Here is a 20,480-nt window from a genome sequence, read left to right as displayed (position 1 = left end):
ATAATTCGAAAATAACGACTAAGGAGATTATACATGGCTGATAAGAGACTACTATTAATTGATGGTAATAGCATCGCATTTAAAGCTTTTTATGCCCTCTATCAATATGACGATCGATTTACTAATCATGATGGCTTACATACTAGCGCCATCTACGGATTTAACACAATGTTAGACAATATGTTAGATGTTGTTAAGCCCACTGCTGCATTGGCTGCATTTGATGCTGGTAAAACTACTTTTAGGACTAAGTTGTTCCATGAATACAAAGGTGGTCGTAAAAAAACACCAGTAGAATTGATAGAACAGTTCCCATATATTGAAGAGCTTTTGCATGCTCGCGGAATTAAAAGTTACAAGTTACCAGACTATGAAGCAGACGATATTATCGGGACGCTCGCTAAACAGGCCGAAGCTGATGGCTATGAAGTGACCATCGTTACTGGGGATCGCGATCTCACCCAGCTATGTTCTGACAAAACTACTGTTAGCATTTCTAAGACTGGTGTTAGTCAAACTCAACATTACACTGCGGATTACGTGAAAGAAACGATGGGGATTACACCAGCTCAAATCATTGATTTAAAAGGCTTACAGGGGGATACTTCCGATAATTATCCTGGTGTTAATAAGGTGGGACCCAAGACAGCTGATAAATTAATTAAGCAGTACGGTTCGATCGAAAACTTATATGCGCATATTGATGAAATTACCGCTAAAAAGTTAAAGGAGCACTTGATTGAAGATCATGACCAGGCGTTATTATCTAAGCAATTGGCTACTATTGACCGTAATGCACCGATTAAAATTGGCGTATCTGATTTGGCTTATTTAGGAGATCAATCAGCTGAATTAACTGCTTTTTATCAAAAAATGGATTTCAGAAAATTCCTAAGTGAAATGGATAGTCAACCCGATCCTGATGTTCAATTTACGGTCCTAGATGAAAATAATATTAATGAATTATCGGACTTAGGCTCAGAATTGACTTTTTACCTAGCGATGGATGGTGATAATTATCACACCGCACCGTTTGTAGGGTTTGTAATTGGTACGAGTGCTGGTTGGTACGTATCGAGGAATGTGGAATTATTAAAGCAATCCCCGCTAGCGGATTTATTGGCTGATTCTGCCATTAAGATTGATGTTTTTGATGCTAAGCGGGCCTATGTAGGATTACATCGGCTTGGCGTTGAGCTTAATCATGTTGATTTTGATATGCTATTGGTTTCTTATCTTTTGAATACTAATGATAATCGGAATGATTTAAGTAGGGTTGCTAGTGAACATGGTTACTACAATGTTCAAAGTGATGAAACCGTCTATGGGAAGGGTGCTAAACGCACCATTCCAGCAGATGATGACGTTTTATTTGGCCACTTGGCAGCCAAGGCAAATGCGATTTCAGAATTAAAGACGAAAATGTTTCAAGAACTAGCCGATCACGATCAAACGAAACTCTACGAGCAAATTGAACTGCCAATTGCATTCGTTTTGGCACGGATGGAAATTAATGGAATCGCAGTCGACCAAGATCAATTGAGCGCAATGGGCAGTAAGCTATCTGAGCGGATTGCCGAATTTGAACAGGCCATCTATAATGAAGCTGGCGTAGAATTTAATATTGGCTCACCCAAACAACTCGGCACCATTTTATTTGAGAAATTAAAATTACCAGTTATTAAGCGAACTAAGACGGGTTATTCCACCTCAGTGGACGTTTTAGAAAAGTTAGCTCCTGATGCGCCAATCGTTGATGATATTTTAAAATATCGTCAATTAGCGAAACTATCATCGACTTATGTTGATGGGCTCCTAAAAGTGGTTTCATCCGCAGATAATAAGGTCCATACGCGTTATTTGCAGACTTTAACACAAACGGGAAGACTGTCTTCAGTTGATCCGAACTTACAAAATATTCCGATTCGGACTGATGAAGGCCGCCAGATTAGACGCGCGTTCGTCCCTAGCCATCCCGATTGGCAGATCTTTACTTCTGATTACTCACAAATTGAATTAAGGGTCTTGGCATCGATCAGTGGTGATACCAATATGCAAGACGAATTTTTGCACAATGATGATATTCACGCTTCAACTGCTCGGCGGATTTTTGGATTGACTTCTAACGATGAAGTGACCCCTAATTTAAGAAGACAGGCTAAGGCCGTTAACTTTGGGATTGTTTATGGAATCAGTGACTACGGATTAGCTCGTAATACAGGGATTAGCCGTGCTGATGCTAAACAGTTCATTGAGAAGTACTTTGCTGAATATCCAAACGTTCACAAATATATGCAAGATTCAGTTGAACAGGCCCATGAAAAGGGGTATGTTGAAACGCTGACCAACCGTAGGCGCTATTTGCCAGATATTAATTCTCGTAATTTCAACCTTCGTTCATTTGCTGAAAGAACGGCGATGAACTCACCAATTCAGGGAAGTGCCGCTGATATTATTAAGATTGCGATGATTAATATGGAAAAAGCAATTAGTGGGATGCAAGCAAAGATGTTATTACAAATCCATGATGAATTAGTTTTTGAGGCCCCAGCGGAAGAAATTCCCGTTCTCGAAAAGCTGGTTCCTAAGGTAATGGATTCCGCAGTTAAGTTACATGTACCGCTAAAGGTAGCTAGTCACTTTGGCGCTACTTGGTACGATGCAAGTAAATAAAGAGAGGTTAAAAAATGCCAGAATTACCAGAAGTTGAAACCGTCCGTAAGGGACTGACCGAATTAGTTAAGGGTGCTCACATCAAAAGTGTTGATGTAATTTACCCTAAGATGCTAAACGTAGAACCGAAAACATTTATCGACTGCCTAACTGATAGTACAATTACTAAGATTGACAGACGGGGGAAGTACCTATTATTTAGGTTGGACAATGGGCATACCGTTGTTTCACATTTACGAATGGAAGGTAAGTACGACGTTGAAAAAGACGGCACTAAGCCTAGTAAGCACACCCATATTATTATGCATTTGGCCGATGGTCGGGAATTAAGATATAACGACAGTCGGAAATTTGGTCGTATGTATTTAATTAAAAATGGTGACGAAAAGACCCTTTCAGGATTAGGAACGATTGGTCCCGAACCAACCGAATCAGATTTAACGTTTGATTACATGAAACGGATCATGAATAAAAGTCGTGGGAAAATCAAGCCATTTTTATTGAACCAAGACCATATTTCTGGATTAGGTAATATTTATACTGATGAGGTCCTTTGGATGAGTAAAATTCATCCAGAACAACAGACTAATTTGATTTCAGATGAACAGATCAGCGAATTACGGAAGAATATTATTAAAGAAATTGCCCTGGCAATTAAGGGGCATGGAACGACCGTTCATTCTTATTCGAATGCCTTTGGTGAAGCAGGCCAGTTCCAAAGTCAATTGCATGTGTACGGCAAAAAGGGCCAACCTTGTGAATGTTGTGGAACCCCGATTGAAAAAATCAAAGTTGCTCAACGGGGGACTAGCTTTTGTCCCAATTGTCAACGAATCGTAAGTGCTAATGACTAAGTTATTAGGCTTAACTGGTAGCATTGGGACTGGTAAATCGACCGTTAGTAGGGAATTGTCAGCCCATGGCGTTCCAATTATCGATGCGGATGCAATTGCCCACACCCTCCAGTTAAGGGGGACCGATTGTTATAATGAGCTTGTAGAAAAATTTGGCAATGAGATTGCGGGCGAATATTCCATCGATCGAAAACGCTTGGGGGAAATCGTTTTCGCAGACCCTGCTAAACTGTTGTTATTGAATCGGACGATGGATATATACATTCGTGGGATGATTTTAGATCAAATTCATGATTATAGCCTAAAACAAATTGACTTGGTGGTCTTAGATGCACCTTTGTTATATGAATTAGGGTATGCAAATTATGTTGATTTGGTAGTGATGGTTACATGTGATCCAACAATTCAAGTTTCGCGACTTAAAATGCGTAATCACATTAGTACCGCACAAGCAGTTCGTTTAATTGGTAAGCAGTGGCCGCAATCAATTAAGCAAAATTTAGCAGATGTGGTCATTAATAACTCAGGTTCGATTAGTCAAACTAGCCAACAAGTGTTAAAATTACTGGATAAATTACGATAAAACGATGAGGTGATTAAGATGAAATGTCCCCATTGTCATAAAAATAGTTCAAAGGTAGTTGATTCCAGACCTACCAATGATGGGACTGTAATTAGAAGACGCCGTGAATGTGAAAAATGTGGATATCGCTATACCACTTTTGAACGAATTGAGTCGGCACCACTATTAGTGATTAAGCATAATGGGAATCGTGAGGAATTTAGTCGTGATAAGATGTTACGCGGGATTATTCGCTCTGCCGAGAAAAGACCCGTTTCAATGGATAAAATGACTAAAATCGTTGATGAAGTTGAAGCTAAGGTTAGATCGATCGGCGAAACAGAGGTTTCCAGCCAACTAATTGGTGAGTATGTGATGAAGGCTTTATCAGATGTTGATGAAATTGCGTATATTCGTTTTGCAAGTGTTTATCGGCAGTTTAAGGATATGACGGTATTTTATAATGAAATGAAAGAAGTCATGAACCGTGATCATGATAAGGAATCAAAGGATAATGATAAATAATGGCTAATCAATTAACACAAAATGATCCTCAGGCAGGCTTTATTGTTGTTAAAAATGAACGATTATCTGATTTAGCGAGTGAATCCATTGATTTGTTGTATCAACCAATAATTGGCTGCAATGCGACTGCATTGATTCGCTTGTTTTGGAGATATAGTAATGAACAAAAGGTTGATTATAGACAACGCTCTCACTATGACTTATTTTCGTTTCTTCAATTTGATTTTAGGGAGTTTACGGAATGTCGCATCAAATTAGAAGGGGCGGGGCTTTTGAAAACGTTCGTGCAACCAACGGATGCTAAACCGATAATGTTATATCAACTAGTGCCCCCACTAACGAATCGCCAGTTTTTTAATGACGATTTATTAAGCTTGGCACTATTGGAAAACATTGGTGAAAAGATGTATCACGAGCTTGCCGACCGCCTGTTGATCAAGCCCTTTCCAATGGAACATGCGTCAGAAATTACTCAAGATTTCTTGGATTCATTTCAGATCGATGCTGATCAACTCACCAATCAACCGAATACGATTGGTAATTTAAAGCAAGAATACGATTTGAATGATACCCAGAAACCAACCCCTAATTCACAGCCTCAATTAACGGCTAGTGATGATTTTGATTTTCAATTGGTCTTAGACAGTGTTGCAAAGTCGTATGTGCGGATTGATCAGGTGAAAAAGAACTATAATTTAATCTTGAATGAACACCGTTTGTATGGCATTGACGAGCTCTCATTGGCTAGGTTGATCATTCAGTCGACTAACATTAAGAACAATGTTTTTGATCCTGAAAAATTAAAGATTTTGGTCAATCGGATGTATCAAAAAGCGCCAGTAAAACAATCGGTGCCACCTAATCAAAGTGCTAATAATGATGCTGAAACTCAAAATGATGATTTTAGTGATCAGGAAAAATTACTATTAAAAAATGTAAATCAATTTCCACCACTTCAATTTTTACAGAATTTAAAACATCAACTGGGTGGTTTTCCCTCCAGTTCTGAAAATAAAATGATTGAAGAAATGTTGAACCGTAACGTAATGAACACGAGCGTAATCAATATGTTGGTCTACCACATTTTAGTGGATATGAACAAAACCCAGCTTTATCAAGATAGCTTTGAACGAATCGCAAACGAGTGGGTTCAAAAATATCATGTTAAAACGACGCGGGATGCAATGCTTGCCATTAAGGATTACAATCGTAAAAAAGAGGCTAGCAGTAATAATGGTAGCCGTAATTTTCAGGGAAATGGTGGCTATCGCAGAAAGCAACCAATGGTCAAAAAGCCGGTCCCATATTGGCTAAGAAAGGACTATCAACCCGATGTAAAGCCAATCAGTGAGGAAAGCCTAAAGAAGGGCAAGGAAATGCTTAGAAAATTCCGTGAAGATAATTAGGGGGTGTAAATATTAAAAAGTTGGAAGAAGAATTACAGAACGTGTTGAAAAATCATACTGGCAATGAAAGTAGTTACCGTGATTTAATGAATCAAGCTTGCTCTGATCCTGATGTTAAAAAGTTTATTAATGAACATCATATTAGTAACGATGCGGTTCGCCATTCTGCCTCCCGCATTTATGAATACGTTCAACAAAAGAATAAGTTATCACGCGGTGGGGAAATGATCCCTGGATATCAACCACAATTGACATTTGATGGGAAGTTGATCGATATTACCTACTCACCGACCCTAGCGACGATTGAAAAACAAAAGACGAAGGCAATGAAGGATCGGGTTAAGTCGATTGCAATGCCAAAGCAAACTCGTGATGCTAGTTTTGACAGTTATCTAATGAGCAGTGACGCACGGGTGCACCTCCTAGAAGTTGCAATGGATTTTATCCATCGTTTATCTGATCATCCTGATCAATTTGTTAAGGGGCTGTATCTTTGGGGAACGTTTGGGGTTGGTAAGACATATACCCTCGGAGCAATCGCAAATGAGCTTGCTAAAAAAGGCTTATCTTCGACTTTGATTAACTTTCCTAGTTTCACGGTTGAATTAAAAAATTCAATTCAATTTAATACGACTGGTGCTAAAATTGATTCAGTCAAGAAGGCCCCAATTTTAATGATTGATGATATTGGAGCCGACGTGCTTTCTGAATGGATTCGAGATGAAGTATTGGGAGTTATTTTAGAGTATCGAATGCAAAATGAGTTGCCGACACTATTTAGCTCAAATTATTCGATGAATGCCCTAGAAGAAGATCATTTACCCTACGATAAACGGAATCAAGAAGATAAGGTCCGTTCTGGAAGAATTATGCAAAGAATTCGTTTTCTAGCGAATGAGTACCAGATGGATGGTAAAAATATGCGTTTGCAGTAAGCTAGGTGTTTTACTTGACATTATTGCTAAATAATAGTTTAATGATAATTGAAAAATCTTTACTAGCTAAAAGTGTTTGAAGACATGATTTGCGAATCCAAATTTATTAGGGAAGAGGGGCATTTGCTGAAAGTCCTTCTAATTTGGTCGGAAGTTACCACTTCATTTGACTGCCTATTGGAAATAATAGGTCGTTTGGTTAACGTTAGATACTAAATTAAGTGTTCATAGGCTTATTTACTATGGATAATTGGGTGGAACCGCGCTTATTACGACGTCCCATGTGTGCTCATTGAAGTACGCATGGGACGTTTTTTAGTCTAGTAAAGATAATAATATTAAAGGGGATCATAAATATGGCTCAACTTTCATTTGAATTTCCAGACGGCAGCGTAAAAGAATTTGACGCTGGCGTTACGACAGAAGATATCGCAAAGTCAATTTCAATCAGTTTGGCTAAAAAGTCAGTTGCTGGTAAGGTTGATGGACAATCATTTGGTTTGAAAACACCACTTCAAAAGGGTGGTAAGATTGAAATTGTTACTAAGGACGATGCAGAAGGTTTGACTGTTTTACGGCGGACTGCTGCACAATTATTAAAGGCCGTATTAGCAGACTCATTCGCAGACATTCGCTTCGGGGAAAGTACTTCTGATGAAGATGGTTTCTTTGTTGATACTGATAAGAACGATCGTCAAGTCAGTGCTGATGAATTAGATGGTTTAGCTGATAAGATCAACCAATTAGTTAAGGATGATGTACAATTAGAACGCAAGGAATTATCACTTGAAGATGCTTTAAAGCAAGTTGATGGTGATCCTTACCAAGCTGTTTTAGTTCGTAAGTTAGCTAAGGACGATAAGGTGGTCTTCTATCAAATCGGCGATTACTTGAGCTTAGGCGAAGGGGTCGTATTACCAGATGCTAAACCACTTAAGTTCTTCAAGCTCCTTTCAGTTGCTGGTGCTTATTGGGAAGGGAAGTCATCTAACCCAATGTTACAAAGAATCTACGCAACTGCATTCTTTAAGAAGGATGATTTAGAAGCAGACTTAAAGCAACGCCAAGAAGCAAAGGAACGTGACCACCGAGTAATCGGTAACCAATTGGACCTCTTCTTCGTTGACCCTAAAGTGGGTGCTGGGCTTGCTTATTGGATGCCAAATGGTGCTACGGTCCGTCGGGTCATCGAACGTTACATTATCGACAAGGAAGTAAACAACGGCTACCAACACGTTGTTACGCCAGTATTGATGAATCTAGACGTTTACAAGACTTCAGGACACTGGGCACACTATCGTGAAGACATGTTCCCACCAATGGACATGGGTGATGGTGAACAACTAGAATTACGGCCAATGAACTGTCCTAGTCATATTCAAATCTATAACCACCATATCCGTTCATACCGTGACCTTCCAATGCGGGTAGCTGAATTAGGAATGATGCACAGATTTGAAAAGTCAGGAGCATTAAGTGGTTTACAACGGGTTCGTGAAATGACCTTAAATGATGGTCATACCTTCGTTGCACCAGACCAAATCCAAGAAGAATTCAAGAAAATCTTGCACTTAATGATGGAAGTTTACGCTGACTTTGACATTAAGGAATACCACTTCAGATTAAGTTACCGTGATCCTAAGAATACTGAAAAGTACTTTGATGATGATGAAATGTGGAACAAGTCTCAATCAATGCTTAAGGGTGCCATGGATGAACTTGGCTTAGACTACGTGGAAGCCGAAGGGGAAGCTGCATTCTACGGTCCAAAACTTGATGTTCAAACTTACACTGCTTTAGGTAATGAAGAAACGCTTTCCACGATCCAATTAGACTTCATGTTACCAGAACGTTTTGATCTTCATTACGTTGGAGAAGATGGTAAGGAACACCGTCCAGTTATGATTCACCGTGGATTAGTATCAACGATGGAAAGATTCGTGGCTTACTTGATCGAACAATACAAGGGTGCATTCCCAACTTGGCTAGCACCAAAGCAAGTTAAGATTATCCCAGTTAGTGAAGAAAAACATGGTGACTACGCTCGCAAGGTTAACGAAAAACTTCGCAAGGAAGGAATTCGTTCCGAAGTTGACGAACGGGCTGAAAAGATGGGCTACTTGATTCGTGATGCCCAAACCCATAAGATTCCATACACGATCGTGGTCGGTGACGAAGAAGTGAAGAACGAAAACGTTTCCGTTCGTCGTTATGGACATGAAGAAAGTAATACAGAATCATTTGCTGATTTTGAATCACAAATTAAAAATGATATCAATAACTATTCTCGAGAAGATTAATTCATTCTTGACGGATTAGTTAGAAACTGTTATATTATTAGTAACGATAAAAAGCAGAAGCATCCCGCTTCTCGCCTGAGTGATAATTGTCGCTGGGCAAATGTACGGTAAAAAATCTGAATTTGATTCGGATTAAAAAGCGGGTGCCTTAGTGCGCCCGCTTTTTCTGCTTTTTAAATTATTTGGAGGTGGATTACCATAGCAAACGATATGATGGTCAATGAAGGAATTCGGTCTCGCGATGTCCGTTTAATTGACGCTCAAGGCGAACAACTCGGTGTGAAGACTAAGGCTGAAGCATTGAAGTTAGCAGAGGATGCTAATTTAGATCTTGTTTTAGTTGCACCTAAAGCAAAGCCACCAGTTGCAAAGATTCTCGATTACGGTAAGTACCGTTTCGAACAACAAAAAAAGGCTCGCAAGTCTCGTCAAAGTCAAAAGACAATCAGCGTCAAAGAAATTCGTTTAAGTCCAACCATCGACACGAATGACTTTAATACGAAGTTAAAGCGTGTTCAAACATTCTTAAGCAAGGGTGCTAAAGTGCGAGTTTCAATTCGTTTCAAGGGGCGTGCAATTACCCATAAAGAAATTGGTCGGGATGTCTTAAATAAGATGGCCGATGCAACTAAGAATGTTGCGGTTGTTACTCAAAGAGCTAAAATGGAAGGGCGGAGCATGTTCTTAATGCTTGCCCCAAACGACAATGAAAAGAAATAATTATTAAAATTATAATTATTATTATTTTTGAAGGAGGATATTTATAATGCCTAAGATCAAAACTAACCGCGCCGTAGCAAAGCGTTTCAAGAAGACTGCTAAGGGTGGTTTAAAGAGTGCGCATGCTTTTACTAGTCACCGTTTCCACGGTAAGACTAAGAAGCAACGTCGTCAATTACGTGGAACTCACGTAATCTCAGCATCAAACACTAAGAAGTACCTTAAGTTATTAAAGTAATTTAATTTGAGAACCATTATTTAGGAGGAATTTAATATGCCACGAGTTAAAGGTGGAACCGTTACACATGCACGCCGTAAGCGCATGCTAAAAGCAGCTAAGGGATACCGCGGTGCTAAGAGCCGTTTGTTCAAGACTGCTAAAGACCAAGTTATGAAGTCACGTACTTATGCATTCCGTGACCGTCGTAACAACAAAATCAACTTCAGAAAGCTTTGGATTGCACGGATCAATGCTGCTTCCAGAATTAATGGCTTAAGCTACAGCAAGCTTATGCACGGTTTGAAGTTAGCAAATATCGAAGTTAACCGTAAAATGTTAGCTGATTTAGCTGTTAACGATGCAGATGCATTTAAGGCATTCGCAGAAGCTGCTAAAAAAGCTTTAGCATAACAGAAATTAAAACTTTCACCAGACATTTTACTTGGTGAAAGTTTTTTTATCTAAATTGGATTGCCGTGTTGTTTACACTAAACACGGTTACATAATATTTAACTATGGGGAGAAGCTATGATCGAAAAATTAAAACCAACCTGGATGGTTTCAGCAATTTATGATTTAAAGCCGGCGCGTTTACAATCAATGGGGATTAAAGCAGTATTCACAGATTTGGATAATACGGTTATCCCTTGGAACAATCCAGACGGCACTCCTCAATTACGAGCTTGGCTTTCGACTTTAGCCGAGTTCAATATTCGCCTTGTGGTCATTTCTAATAACAAGCATTCACGAGTTAAGCGTGCGGTTAGTAATTTAAAATTATCATTTATTTCACGGGCGATGAAGCCGCTGCCGAATGGCATCAAGCGGGCTTTAAAACAATATCAACTTGATCGTGATCAAGTCATTATGGTCGGAGATCAAATCATGACCGATGTTTGGTCCGCAAATAATGCTGGCGTGCGGAGTGTATTGGTCAAGCCACTCGTGAATAGTGATGCTTGGATTACCGGAGTGAATCGTAAAATTGAAAAACGGGTAATAAGAAAGTTACAACAAAAGTACCCGAATCTTAAATGGCAGGAGGATATTAATTAATAATGGAAGATGAAGAATTAAGATGTGTTGGCTGTGGAGCTAAGATTCAGACCACGGACCCAGATGGTTTGGGATTTGTTCCTGCATCAGCCCTTAAAAATGCAGTTGATAATGATGAGGATGTTTACTGTAAACGGTGTTTTAGATTGCGTCATTATAATGAGATTTCACCAGTAAGTTTGACTGATGATGATTTTAGAATGTTGCTAAGTCAAATTCAAGATACCGATGCCTTGATCGTCTATGTAGTGGATATCTTTGATTTTAACGGAAGCTTAATTCCAGGATTACATCGTTTCGTCGGTGATAACCCCATCTTGATGGTGGGAAATAAGTCTGATTTATTACCTAGTTCATTTAAGCGGAGTAAATTGGCTGACTGGATTCGCCAGCAGGCCAATAAAAATGGGATTCGGCCAATTGATGTTGAATTGGTGTCCGCTAAAACTAACGATTCGGTTGACCACCTACTAGAAGTGATCGATAAGAAACGCAAGGGTCGCGACGTTTACGTAGTTGGGGTGACCAACGTTGGTAAGTCGACCTTGATTAACCAAATTATTAGACAAAGCACGGGGATTAAGGAATTGATTACGACTTCCCGTTTTCCTGGGACAACGTTAGATAAAATTGAAATCCCACTAGCCGATGGGAAACAGATTATTGATACTCCAGGGATCATTCACGCTCAACAGATGGCCCATTATTTGAACGGACGGGATTTAAAAATCGTGGCACCACAGAAAAAAATTAAGCCACGTTCATACCAATTAAATCCAGAACAGACGCTTTTCTTTGGTGGCGTGGCACGCTTTGACTATGTTGTAGGTGATCGTAAGCATGGTTTTACTGCATACGTTGAGAATAATCTTTTTGTCCATCGGACGAAGTTAATGAATGCTGATGCATTTTATGAAAAACACCTTGGTGATCTATTGACCCCGCCAAGTGGGGATGATCTAAAGCAATTTCCGAAATTAGTGCGGCATGAGTTTAAAACCACTGAAAAAAGTGATTTAGTAATTGAAGGATTAGGTTGGGTAACCGTTCCTGCAGGCGTAGTGGTTGCAGGATGGGCTCCCAAGCAGGTTGCCGTTTTAATGCGGCGTTCAATGATATAGGAGAATTTAAATGAACTTAAGAGGGAAACAAAAACGATTTTTAAGAGCGAAGGCGAACCGAATGAGACCATTGTTTTCGATTGGTAAGGAAGGGCTCAGTGATAATTGGTTGAACCAAGTTAATGATGCGTTGAACAATCGCGAATTAATGAAGGTCAACATCTTACAAAACTCTGCGGTAGAACCCGAAGATGTTCGTGAATTTGTGGAACATAATAGTGAAATTCAAGTAGTCCAAACAATTGGCCGCACGGTCTTATTATTTAAGATTGCGGATCAAGCTAAAAATCGGCATATTTCTGAGGATGTTAAACAAATCTAGAGGTAATTGATGATGAATAAGGTCGTATATCAAAGTAATGTTAAAACGCTAACGCAAATAATTGGTCATCGTGAAAATGGGCAAAACATTGGTTTATTGGGTGGGACTTTTAACCCAGTGCATACTGGTCATTTAATTATTGCAGATCAAGTGAGAAGCCAACTGGGCTTGGATCGAGTCTTATTAATGCCAGATGCCGTCCCCCCACATGTTGATCCAAAGCGCGCAATTGATGCGAGCCATCGGGTTAATATGTTACGATTAGCAACAGAGGATAACCCTAAATTAGGGATTGAATTATCCGAAGTCCTGCGGGGCGGGAAGAGTTTTAGTTTTGATACGATTAAGGAGTTGACCCAACGCTTTCCTAATAATAACTATTACTTTATTATTGGTGGTGATATGGTAGAGTATCTTCCAAAATGGTACCGAATCAATGACTTGATTAAGATGGTCCAATTCGTTGGGGTTAAGCGAAGTGGCTATCCAATCACTTCCAAGTACCCAGTGGTTTGGGTCGATGTTCCGATGATGGATGTTTCTTCAACGCTGATTAGGAGCAAGGTTCACCAAGGCCAGTCGATTCGTTATTTAGTACCCAGTGCAGTTACTAATTATATAAGGGAGAATCATCTTTATGAGTGAAGTATTTTTGAATTATCAAGAAAATATTGTTTCGTATGATCGAGCCGAATTATTAAAGCGTTTAAATGCGGCACTGCGTCCTAAGCGATTTGCCCATGTGCAAAGAGTTGAACAAATGGCGATTAAATTAGCCCAATTGAATGGCGTGGATACAGAAATGGCCAGTATCGCCGGATTAGTTCATGATTACGCGAAACAACGCCCCGATGAGGACTTTGTGAAAACGATTAAGGAATATCGATTAGACCCCACTTTGCTCAACTACGGTAATGCAGTTTGGCATGGTTACGTTGGTTGGATCCTAGTTAAAAATGAATTGGGCATTCACAATATTGATGTTTTAAATGCCGTTAAGTATCACACGATTGGTGCTCCATACATGAGTAAGTTGGCACAAATTGTCTACATGGCCGATTATATCGAAACCGGTCGTGATTTTCCTGGGGTGGAAGAAGCCCGTGCGATTACGTTTGACAATTTAGCGAATGGAGTGGCTTATCAAACCTTCCATACGTTAGATTATCTAGTCAATCAACATGTTGCGGTTTTTCCAAAAACAATTGATACTTTTAATGCTTGGGTACCTAACTCCGCATTGTACAGAGAGGATAAATAATAAATGATGAATAGTAAAGAAAAATTAGAAGTCGTTGTAAAAGCTGCTGATGATAAAAGAGCTCACGATATCGTGGCTCTAAACGTTGAACAAGTCAGTTTGATGGCTGATTATTTTGTGATTATGGACGCTGCTTCTAATCGGCAGGTAAAAGCAATTGCTGAAGCGATCGTTGATGAATCAGAAAAAGCATCGATCAATGTTAAACAAGTTGAGGGCAAGAATGAAGCTAAGTGGATTTTGATCGACTTAGGGGATGTTATCGTTCATGTTTTCCAAAAGGAACAACGTGAATTTTATGACATTGAAAAATTATGGTCTGACGCTGCTGAATTAGATTTGAGCAGCTGGGTCGTTGAATAATGATCTACAGTGAATTCGCTGAGTTATACGACGAATTGTTCGATCCAGAAATGTACGTGAAGTGGGTTGGCTTTGTTGAAAAATATGCTAAGTCCAAAGCATTTTTAGACTTAGCATGTGGGAACGGACGAATGGATATCGAACTTGCCAAGCGGGGGTTTGAACCAGTAGGGCTAGATTTATCCACCGACATGCTAGCGATTGCCAGTCAAAAGGCGGATCAAAGCGGAGTGCATTTCCCCTTGTTAAATGGGAATATGCTTGATCTAGAGGGCTTGGATGCCTTTCAGACCATCACTTGTTTTGATGATTCAATTTGTTATCTAGAAGATGCAGACCAGTTGTTACAAATGTTTACCCAGGTCGCACAACACTTGAGTGCAGATGGGGTCTTCTTGTTCGATGTGATCACCCCTTATCAGACCGATGTCGTTTATCCAGGGTATATGTATAATTATCATGATGAATCAAGGGCCTTCATGTGGCGTTCATATTCAGGGGATGCCCCCCATTCGGTCGAACATGATCTATCGTTTTTTAACTATAATCCAGCTAAAGAAGCCTACGATGAGATATCTGAATTACATTTAGAACGGACCTATCCAATGCCAACCTATCTTAAGACGCTCAAGAAGGCGGGATTCACTAACGTTAAACCTAGTGCTGATTTCGGTGATGCCGAGGTTCAACCTGATACGACACGGTGGTTTTTCGTTGCGAAAAAGGAGTAACTGATGTTATCGGCTGTCGGCATTGTTGCAGAATATAATCCGTTTCATAACGGGCATCTTTACCAGCTCCAAATGGCAAAACGCTTAGTCCACGCTGACGTTACAGTTGCCGTAATGAGTGGTAATTGGGTGCAAAGAGGCGCTCCTTCAATTGTTGATAAGTGGCAGCGGACTGAAATGGCATTGGCGGGTGGCGTCGATCTAGTAGTCGAGTTACCAGTTTTTGGAGCAGTTCAGCCTGCTGATATCTTCGCGTATGAAGCCATTCGGATCGTTGATCAATTAAAGTGTGATGCCTTAGCGTTCGGCTGTGAACATTCGAACTATGATTTTAAACGGCTGGGCCAATTTAAAATGAAGGGTGATCAACAGCACTTTAAAGATTATCAGCAGAGCTATCCTGCTTTATTGCAAGCAGCGGTTAAATCTCAGTTAGGGGTGGCAATCGACCAACCTAATGATATCTTGGCTTTTAACTATGCGCGTGCAGTTCATAAATTGGCGAGTCCGATTAAATTGGTGCCCATCGAGCGAATCGGTAGTCAACATCATGATCAAAATTGGCAGACTAAATTTGCTAGTGCAACTGCCATTCGTCGTGCACTATTGGCGAAGAACGATGATGCAGGGTTATCAGAAGTGTTGCCAGCAAGTTCGCGGAAGCTATTGTTATCATCAACACCGCAGCTGTTGGATTGGTCACTTTTTTGGCCCCAGTTGCGTTATCAGTTATTAACGACTTCACTGGCTGATTTACGATCGGTTTATCAAATGACCGAGGGTATTGAATCAAGGCTAAAACAAGCTGCCATTCAAAATGCTCGTTTCACTGACTTTATTGATGCCGTTAAGACCAAGCGCTATACCTATCCGCGGATTCAGCGGTTATTAGTGGCCACATTATTAAAATTGGACGCACACCAAATGCTTGGTCAATCTCCATACATTCGGGTATTAGGTTTTAGTCCACTTGGTCAACAGTATTTAAATCAGGTCAAAAAACAAATTGAGTGGCCAATTATTTCAAAGATAAGTCAATCAGTGCTACAATCACAGTTGGCAGTTGAATTTAAGGCTGGGATGTTGATTCAGATGCAAACCAATCAGTTCGAGGATTTGTATCGGCACCCAATTATTAAAAAATGAAGCTATCAAGGAAATTACCTTGACATTAAAATTGCTAATATGTATAATTAATCACGTTGCATTAGGAGGAACTGCTATGAAATGGTATTTGAGTGATTTAAAAGATTACAAAGCTGTACCACTTTCTGAAAAAGTTGAATTAGATTTAAAGGATGACCTTTTATCTAGATACTCTGATCAAATCATTGATGTTCAGCCTGTAAATGTTGAATCATATGTTTTTTATAATCAGGGGAAGGCAATTGTGAATGCACAGGTCAAGGGCGAAATTACGGTTCCGTCATCTCGTTCATTAACGCCTGTTAAATTGCCATTAGACTTTAGCATTAATGAAGTCTATGTTCCAGATGAAGCTACCTTAAGGAGCTTCGAACAAGATGATAGTAACGCTAACGAGATTGCATTGGTCACCGATGAAGATGGGGCCATTGATTTTGATAAATCCGTAGCTGATAATATCATTCTGCAAATCCCAATGCATATTCTGTCACCGAAAGAGTCCGAACTAAACATTATGCCAGAAGGTGATGATTGGCAAGTAATTTCGGAGGATGACTATAAACATCCTAAGACAGATGATAAACCAGTTGATCCACGTCTTACCAAGTTAAAAGATTTCTTTAATCAAGATTAGTAAGGCTTAAAAATTTCACTAGTGGATATTTTAAAAAGAAGGAGGGGTTTATATTGGCTGTACCAGCAAGAAGAACTTCTAAAGCTAAGAAGCGCATGCGTCGGGGTCACATTAAGTTGAATGTCCCTGGTTTGACTCCATGCCCAAATTGTGGTGAATTACGTAAGTCACACTTCGTTTGCCCAAGTTGTGGTTATTACGATGGTAAAGATGTTATTAGTAACACTAATAACTAATTATCAGGATTAAAAAAGCTTTCAGAACACCATGGGTTCTGAAAGCTTTTTATTTTTCTGCTAAAACGATTAGACGTTGCTTAAAAATATCTAATTTATGTTAAAATGGAATTATATGAAAAAATTGAAGGTGGGACAGTTATGACCAATGTATTGATTGTTGAAGATGAAAAAAGTCTCTCTCGTTTCGTTGAATTAGAGCTAAAGCATGAAGGATATGACGTTACGGTTGCTGGAAACGGTCGGGATGGACTTGAAGAAGCAATTAATGATGACTTTGATGTCATTTTACTCGATTTAATGCTTCCTAAATTGAACGGAATGGAAGTGGCACGGCGATTACGTGAAAAGAAGGATACCCCAATTATTATGATGACCGCACGTGACTCAGTAATTGATCGTGTATCTGGATTCGATCATGGAGCCGATGATTACATCGTAAAGCCATTTGCAATTGAAGAATTACTTGCGCGGATTCGGGCCCTCTTACGGAGAATTAAGATCGAAGGTCATCAAAAAGCCCAAGAACAAAAGGTGGTTCACTTTAAGGACCTTACGATCGAAAAGGAAAGTCGAATCGTGCGGCGCGGTGATGAGGTAATTGACCTTACCAAGCGGGAGTACGAATTACTACTAACGTTAATGGAAAATGTAAACGTTGTCTTAGCACGTGACGTTCTCTTGAACAAGGTGTGGGGTTACGATTCAGATGCTGAAACGAACGTGGTTGATGTTTACATTCGTTACCTGAGAAATAAAATTGATCGCGACGGCGACAAGAGTTACATTCAAACCGTGCGTGGGACAGGATACGTGATGCGTTCATGATTTCAAAACAAGATAAGCAACAATCACAAAACGCATCATCTGATGACGTTAGTAACGGGAGAAGATGGATTTCCTTAAAATGGAAATGGTCTGTCGGCACGTCGGTAGTTGTTTTTCTAGTTGTATCAATTTTTTCATTCTTAATTTATAATCGCTTTTCTGATGTATTATTAGATCAGGAAATGGACCATGTCAAAAGTACTTTGAATAGCGTTACGAATCGTTTGGAATCACTCGATAAGTTCGATCACGATAACGTTTACAATGTATTATCACCGCGCTTAAATCCAAATCAGCGCGATGACCAATTAGTGGCTCCTGATTCAGTGTTCAACGATTTATCGCGTAATAACACTTCGATCAGTGTTTCTGATGCGAAAAAACAGTCTTTATTTATGGTGGGTAATTCTAATCCGAAGCCGTTGACGCATTCGATCACTAGTAAACGGGTGTACAGCGATCGAGTGAACCATTCACTTGTGTTAATTGGCGATGCTCCCATCTTTAAACGGGGAACGCGGAGCGTGGTTGGTTACGTTCGAATCGTTGATCAGTTAAATGATTATCACTCATCAACGAACAAGTTAGTCGCTATTTTACTATTATTATTGATCATGACAACTGCGATATCATCACTACTAGCGTATGCTATGGCTGCTTACTTGCTACGACCAATTAATAAAATTAGGCGCACCATCGATGAAGTTAGTGATTCCCCGAAGACTTCTAAGCGGGTGCCCAAGCTAAATCAAAATGATGAATTAACTGATTTAGGGACCCTGTTCAATGAAATGCTTGATACGATGCAACGTTATATTGAGCAACAACAACGCTTTGTAGAAGACGTTTCACATGAATTAAGGACGCCTGTGGCGGTGATTCAAGGCCACATGGACCTACTAAAGCGTTGGGGGAAAAAAGATCAAGTCGTGCTTGATGAGTCGATTGATTCATCGATTGCTGAAATTAATCGAATGAAAAGCTTGATTAATGAGATGCTTGAGCTATCCCGTGTGGAACAGGCCAGTTTAAATTATCGAGATCGCATCACGAATGTGGAAGAAGTGGTGGAACAGCAATTTAATGATTTTAAGATGTTGCATCCAGACTTTAACTTCACGTTTGATAATGACGTTAGAAAACCGGTTTATGCACAGATCTACCGTAACCATCTCGAACAGTTATTGATCATTCTTCTGGACAATGCGGTTAAATATTCAGCCGAGCGTAAGATCATTCACGTTTCATTATCCCGCAATATGCGAAGTGTTGAATTATCGGTTCAAGACTTCGGTGAAGGAATCAGTCAAGAAAATATGCGCAATGTTTTTGATCGTTTCTATCGAGTTGATAAGTCAAGAAGCCGTGATCAAGGTGGTAATGGATTAGGTCTATCGATCGCAAAACGATTGGTTGAGGCTTACCATGGTAAGATTGCCGTCGAAAGTTCAGTTGGTTCGGGTTCGATTTTTAGTGTCTCATTGCCAATTTTAAGCAAGGAACAACGATTGGCGTTAGAAGCAAGGGATGCTGAAAATAATAATGAAGCTAACCTGTAGATAAAAAAAGAATTGATAATTTTAAAATTATCAATTCTTTTTATTTACTTGCGATTTTGTTTTCCAGCATTACGGTTCCGATTTCTCTGTTTATTATTACTGGATTGATTAGTTTGCTTAGGCTTATTTTCTGTGGCTACTAAGGATGATAAATCAACTTTTTTCGGTGGATTTTTTTTAGCAGCTTCGGCCACTTCTCTTCTGATCTTTGGACGGTACAGATTAATGATCAGGGTTTGGATACATGCAAAAATTCCGCCAATGAAGAAGTAGATTCCCAATCCAGCAGGAGCTTGAAAGGCAATTATTAATATGAAGATGGGACTAATGAATAGCATTGCCTGCATTTGTTTTTGTTGTTCTTTTGGTAGTCCCTGTTTGGATAATAAGGCCTGAATAATATAAGCAACGAATGAGAGGATTGCTAATGCGATGTTTTTATCGCCAAGCTTGATTCCAAAGAAAATGGTTTTGGAAAGTTCGGGTGAGAATCGAATTGCTTCGTACAGTGCGGCGAACACTGGTAATTGAATCAAAATTGGTAAACATCCGATTCCACCAGTCATGCTGACCCCATTTTCACGGTATAGCGACATCATTGCTTGGCTGGCAGCTGCCTGTTCTTCTTGGGTTTTAGCAGCCTTTTGATGTTTTTTGATTTCATCTAGTTGTGGTTTTAACAGGCTCATCTTTTCTTGTTGAGTAGTAGACTTACGCATTTGATTAACCATCAGTGGCAATAGCACTAATCTAACTAATACGGTAAGGACGATCAATGCCCAACCATAACCACCAACGAACTTAGCGATCAAATTCATGATGCTTTCGCCTGTCTTACCGAATAGATCATAATACCATCCGTATGGTTGGCCGTTCTTATCGGTTTGGACACAACCACTTAATAATAGGACTAATGAACCAGCCATTGCTAGTGCACTCAGTCGTTTTAACTTTTTCATTTAAATCAAAAATCCTTCCTATAATCATCATAATATGCTATTTAAATATCGTAATTTAATCACGGTGAA

23 protein-coding genes and 1 other annotated feature are annotated in these 20,480 nt (G+C 39.6%); of the genes, 22 read left to right on the top strand and 1 reads right to left on the bottom strand.

The window, feature by feature from the left end; genetic code table 11:
* Positions 1 to 33 precede the first annotated feature (33 nt).
* The 22 genes from polA to ACSVI6_RS04980 all read left to right on the top strand — a co-directional run bounded on the left by polA (position 34) and on the right by ACSVI6_RS04980 (position 19,452).
* Entirely contained in the window at positions 34 to 2,673 is a 2,640-nt protein-coding gene (gene polA / locus ACSVI6_RS05085) for a DNA polymerase I (protein ID WP_491720583.1), read from the top strand.
* 14 nt (positions 2,674 to 2,687) lie between these two features.
* A complete protein-coding gene (mutM, locus tag ACSVI6_RS05080) occupies positions 2,688 to 3,527 on the top strand; it encodes a bifunctional DNA-formamidopyrimidine glycosylase/DNA-(apurinic or apyrimidinic site) lyase (protein ID WP_491720582.1) in 840 nt (279 codons plus the stop codon).
* Positions 3,520 to 4,110, top strand: coding sequence for a dephospho-CoA kinase (gene coaE / locus ACSVI6_RS05075; protein WP_491720581.1), 591 nt, complete (start codon positions 3,520 to 3,522; stop codon positions 4,108 to 4,110). Before mutM ends, coaE begins: the two co-directional genes overlap by 8 nt.
* A gap of 18 nt (positions 4,111 to 4,128) precedes the next feature.
* Entirely contained in the window at positions 4,129 to 4,614 is a 486-nt protein-coding gene (gene nrdR, locus ACSVI6_RS05070) for a transcriptional regulator NrdR (RefSeq protein WP_491716385.1), read from the top strand.
* Positions 4,614 to 6,020, top strand: coding sequence for a DnaD domain protein (locus ACSVI6_RS05065; RefSeq protein ID WP_491720580.1), 1,407 nt, complete (start codon positions 4,614 to 4,616; stop codon positions 6,018 to 6,020). The genes nrdR and ACSVI6_RS05065 overlap by 1 nt, the downstream gene beginning before the upstream one ends.
* A gap of 20 nt (positions 6,021 to 6,040) precedes the next feature.
* The gene (gene dnaI / locus ACSVI6_RS05060; RefSeq protein WP_491716383.1) at positions 6,041 to 6,955 is read left to right on the top strand and encodes a primosomal protein DnaI; all 915 of its coding nucleotides are present in this window, start codon (positions 6,041 to 6,043) and stop codon (positions 6,953 to 6,955) included.
* A 356-nt stretch (positions 6,956 to 7,311) separates the two neighbouring features.
* Positions 7,312 to 9,255 (top strand): threonine--tRNA ligase, encoded by a 1,944-nt coding sequence (gene thrS, locus ACSVI6_RS05055; protein WP_491720579.1) that lies wholly within the window; start codon positions 7,312 to 7,314, stop codon positions 9,253 to 9,255.
* A gap of 45 nt (positions 9,256 to 9,300) precedes the next feature.
* Positions 9,301 to 9,430 (top strand) — a sequence feature (ribosomal protein L20 leader region).
* A gap of 35 nt (positions 9,431 to 9,465) precedes the next feature.
* Positions 9,466 to 9,975, top strand: coding sequence for a translation initiation factor IF-3 (gene infC, locus ACSVI6_RS05050; protein WP_491720578.1), 510 nt, complete (start codon positions 9,466 to 9,468; stop codon positions 9,973 to 9,975).
* Between the two features lie 46 nt (positions 9,976 to 10,021).
* Positions 10,022 to 10,213 carry a 50S ribosomal protein L35 gene (gene rpmI, locus ACSVI6_RS05045; protein WP_491716380.1) on the top strand — a complete coding sequence of 64 codons (192 nt, stop codon included), beginning with the start codon at positions 10,022 to 10,024 and terminating at the stop codon, positions 10,211 to 10,213.
* 36 nt (positions 10,214 to 10,249) lie between these two features.
* Entirely contained in the window at positions 10,250 to 10,606 is a 357-nt protein-coding gene (gene rplT / locus ACSVI6_RS05040) for a 50S ribosomal protein L20 (protein WP_491716379.1), read from the top strand.
* A gap of 117 nt (positions 10,607 to 10,723) precedes the next feature.
* Positions 10,724 to 11,251, top strand: a complete 528-nt coding sequence (locus tag ACSVI6_RS05035) for a YqeG family HAD IIIA-type phosphatase (RefSeq protein ID WP_491716378.1) — start codon at positions 10,724 to 10,726, stop codon at positions 11,249 to 11,251.
* A gap of 2 nt (positions 11,252 to 11,253) precedes the next feature.
* A complete protein-coding gene (yqeH, locus tag ACSVI6_RS05030; protein WP_491716377.1) occupies positions 11,254 to 12,372 on the top strand; it encodes a ribosome biogenesis GTPase YqeH in 1,119 nt (372 codons plus the stop codon).
* A 10-nt stretch (positions 12,373 to 12,382) separates the two neighbouring features.
* On the top strand, positions 12,383 to 12,694 hold the full coding sequence (gene yhbY, locus ACSVI6_RS05025) for a ribosome assembly RNA-binding protein YhbY (RefSeq protein WP_491716376.1): 312 nt from the start codon (positions 12,383 to 12,385) through the stop codon (positions 12,692 to 12,694).
* 12 nt (positions 12,695 to 12,706) lie between these two features.
* Positions 12,707 to 13,339, top strand: a complete 633-nt coding sequence (locus tag ACSVI6_RS05020) for a nicotinate-nucleotide adenylyltransferase (protein WP_491717301.1) — start codon at positions 12,707 to 12,709, stop codon at positions 13,337 to 13,339.
* Positions 13,332 to 13,955 carry a bis(5'-nucleosyl)-tetraphosphatase (symmetrical) YqeK gene (yqeK, locus tag ACSVI6_RS05015; protein ID WP_491716375.1) on the top strand — a complete coding sequence of 208 codons (624 nt, stop codon included), beginning with the start codon at positions 13,332 to 13,334 and terminating at the stop codon, positions 13,953 to 13,955. The genes ACSVI6_RS05020 and yqeK overlap by 8 nt, the downstream gene beginning before the upstream one ends.
* 6 nt (positions 13,956 to 13,961) lie before the next feature.
* Positions 13,962 to 14,318 (top strand): ribosome silencing factor, encoded by a 357-nt coding sequence (gene rsfS / locus ACSVI6_RS05010; protein ID WP_491717300.1) that lies wholly within the window; start codon positions 13,962 to 13,964, stop codon positions 14,316 to 14,318.
* On the top strand, positions 14,318 to 15,049 hold the full coding sequence (locus tag ACSVI6_RS05005) for a class I SAM-dependent DNA methyltransferase (RefSeq protein WP_491719573.1): 732 nt from the start codon (positions 14,318 to 14,320) through the stop codon (positions 15,047 to 15,049). The genes rsfS and ACSVI6_RS05005 overlap by 1 nt, the downstream gene beginning before the upstream one ends.
* A 3-nt stretch (positions 15,050 to 15,052) precedes the next feature.
* The gene (locus tag ACSVI6_RS05000) at positions 15,053 to 16,195 is read left to right on the top strand and encodes a nucleotidyltransferase (protein WP_491720577.1); all 1,143 of its coding nucleotides are present in this window, start codon (positions 15,053 to 15,055) and stop codon (positions 16,193 to 16,195) included.
* 76 nt (positions 16,196 to 16,271) lie between these two features.
* Positions 16,272 to 16,829 carry a DUF177 domain-containing protein gene (locus ACSVI6_RS04995; RefSeq protein ID WP_491720576.1) on the top strand — a complete coding sequence of 186 codons (558 nt, stop codon included), beginning with the start codon at positions 16,272 to 16,274 and terminating at the stop codon, positions 16,827 to 16,829.
* A gap of 53 nt (positions 16,830 to 16,882) precedes the next feature.
* Positions 16,883 to 17,065, top strand: coding sequence for a 50S ribosomal protein L32 (gene rpmF, locus ACSVI6_RS04990; RefSeq protein ID WP_491716371.1), 183 nt, complete (start codon positions 16,883 to 16,885; stop codon positions 17,063 to 17,065).
* A gap of 141 nt (positions 17,066 to 17,206) precedes the next feature.
* Complete coding sequence (locus tag ACSVI6_RS04985; RefSeq protein WP_491716370.1) at positions 17,207 to 17,893, top strand: response regulator transcription factor; 687 nt, start codon at positions 17,207 to 17,209, stop codon at positions 17,891 to 17,893.
* Positions 17,890 to 19,452, top strand: a complete 1,563-nt coding sequence (locus ACSVI6_RS04980; RefSeq protein ID WP_491719570.1) for a sensor histidine kinase — start codon at positions 17,890 to 17,892, stop codon at positions 19,450 to 19,452. Before ACSVI6_RS04985 ends, ACSVI6_RS04980 begins: the two co-directional genes overlap by 4 nt.
* A 44-nt stretch (positions 19,453 to 19,496) precedes the next feature.
* Here ACSVI6_RS04980 and yidC read toward each other — a convergent pair whose 3' ends face one another.
* Positions 19,497 to 20,411 (bottom strand): membrane protein insertase YidC, encoded by a 915-nt coding sequence (gene yidC / locus ACSVI6_RS04975; RefSeq protein ID WP_491720575.1) that lies wholly within the window; start codon positions 20,409 to 20,411, stop codon positions 19,497 to 19,499.
* Positions 20,412 to 20,480: the final 69 nt, after the last annotated feature.

The organism is Nicoliella sp. ESL1106 (assembly GCF_058509965.1).
The sequence above is the reverse complement of the archived record's forward strand: the minus strand, read 5'-3'. Positions and strand labels throughout refer to the sequence as shown.

Excerpts from the sequence above, each read along its gene's own strand:
- thrS (WP_491720579.1), top strand. The coding sequence starts at position 7,312 with ATGGCTCAACTTTCATTTGAATTTCCAGACGGCAGCGTAAAAGAATTT.
- ACSVI6_RS05005 (WP_491719573.1), top strand. The coding sequence starts at position 14,318 with ATGATCTACAGTGAATTCGCTGAGTTATACGACGAATTGTTCGATCCA.
- nrdR (WP_491716385.1), top strand. The coding sequence starts at position 4,129 with ATGAAATGTCCCCATTGTCATAAAAATAGTTCAAAGGTAGTTGATTCC.
- ACSVI6_RS05035 (WP_491716378.1), top strand. The coding sequence starts at position 10,724 with ATGATCGAAAAATTAAAACCAACCTGGATGGTTTCAGCAATTTATGAT.
- rsfS (WP_491717300.1), top strand. The coding sequence starts at position 13,962 with ATGAATAGTAAAGAAAAATTAGAAGTCGTTGTAAAAGCTGCTGATGAT.
- rplT (WP_491716379.1), top strand. The coding sequence starts at position 10,250 with ATGCCACGAGTTAAAGGTGGAACCGTTACACATGCACGCCGTAAGCGC.
- rpmI (WP_491716380.1), top strand. The coding sequence starts at position 10,022 with ATGCCTAAGATCAAAACTAACCGCGCCGTAGCAAAGCGTTTCAAGAAG.
- infC (WP_491720578.1), top strand. The coding sequence starts at position 9,466 with ATGATGGTCAATGAAGGAATTCGGTCTCGCGATGTCCGTTTAATTGAC.
- polA (WP_491720583.1), top strand. The coding sequence starts at position 34 with ATGGCTGATAAGAGACTACTATTAATTGATGGTAATAGCATCGCATTT.
- yqeK (WP_491716375.1), top strand. The coding sequence starts at position 13,332 with ATGAGTGAAGTATTTTTGAATTATCAAGAAAATATTGTTTCGTATGAT.
- ACSVI6_RS04985 (WP_491716370.1), top strand. The coding sequence starts at position 17,207 with ATGACCAATGTATTGATTGTTGAAGATGAAAAAAGTCTCTCTCGTTTC.
- yidC (WP_491720575.1), bottom strand. The coding sequence starts at position 20,411 with ATGAAAAAGTTAAAACGACTGAGTGCACTAGCAATGGCTGGTTCATTA.
- ACSVI6_RS05065 (WP_491720580.1), top strand. The coding sequence starts at position 4,614 with ATGGCTAATCAATTAACACAAAATGATCCTCAGGCAGGCTTTATTGTT.
- ACSVI6_RS04995 (WP_491720576.1), top strand. The coding sequence starts at position 16,272 with ATGAAATGGTATTTGAGTGATTTAAAAGATTACAAAGCTGTACCACTT.
- ACSVI6_RS05020 (WP_491717301.1), top strand. The coding sequence starts at position 12,707 with ATGAATAAGGTCGTATATCAAAGTAATGTTAAAACGCTAACGCAAATA.
- yhbY (WP_491716376.1), top strand. The coding sequence starts at position 12,383 with ATGAACTTAAGAGGGAAACAAAAACGATTTTTAAGAGCGAAGGCGAAC.
- ACSVI6_RS05000 (WP_491720577.1), top strand. The coding sequence starts at position 15,053 with ATGTTATCGGCTGTCGGCATTGTTGCAGAATATAATCCGTTTCATAAC.
- yqeH (WP_491716377.1), top strand. The coding sequence starts at position 11,254 with ATGGAAGATGAAGAATTAAGATGTGTTGGCTGTGGAGCTAAGATTCAG.
- coaE (WP_491720581.1), top strand. The coding sequence starts at position 3,520 with ATGACTAAGTTATTAGGCTTAACTGGTAGCATTGGGACTGGTAAATCG.
- ACSVI6_RS04980 (WP_491719570.1), top strand. The coding sequence starts at position 17,890 with ATGATTTCAAAACAAGATAAGCAACAATCACAAAACGCATCATCTGAT.
- mutM (WP_491720582.1), top strand. The coding sequence starts at position 2,688 with ATGCCAGAATTACCAGAAGTTGAAACCGTCCGTAAGGGACTGACCGAA.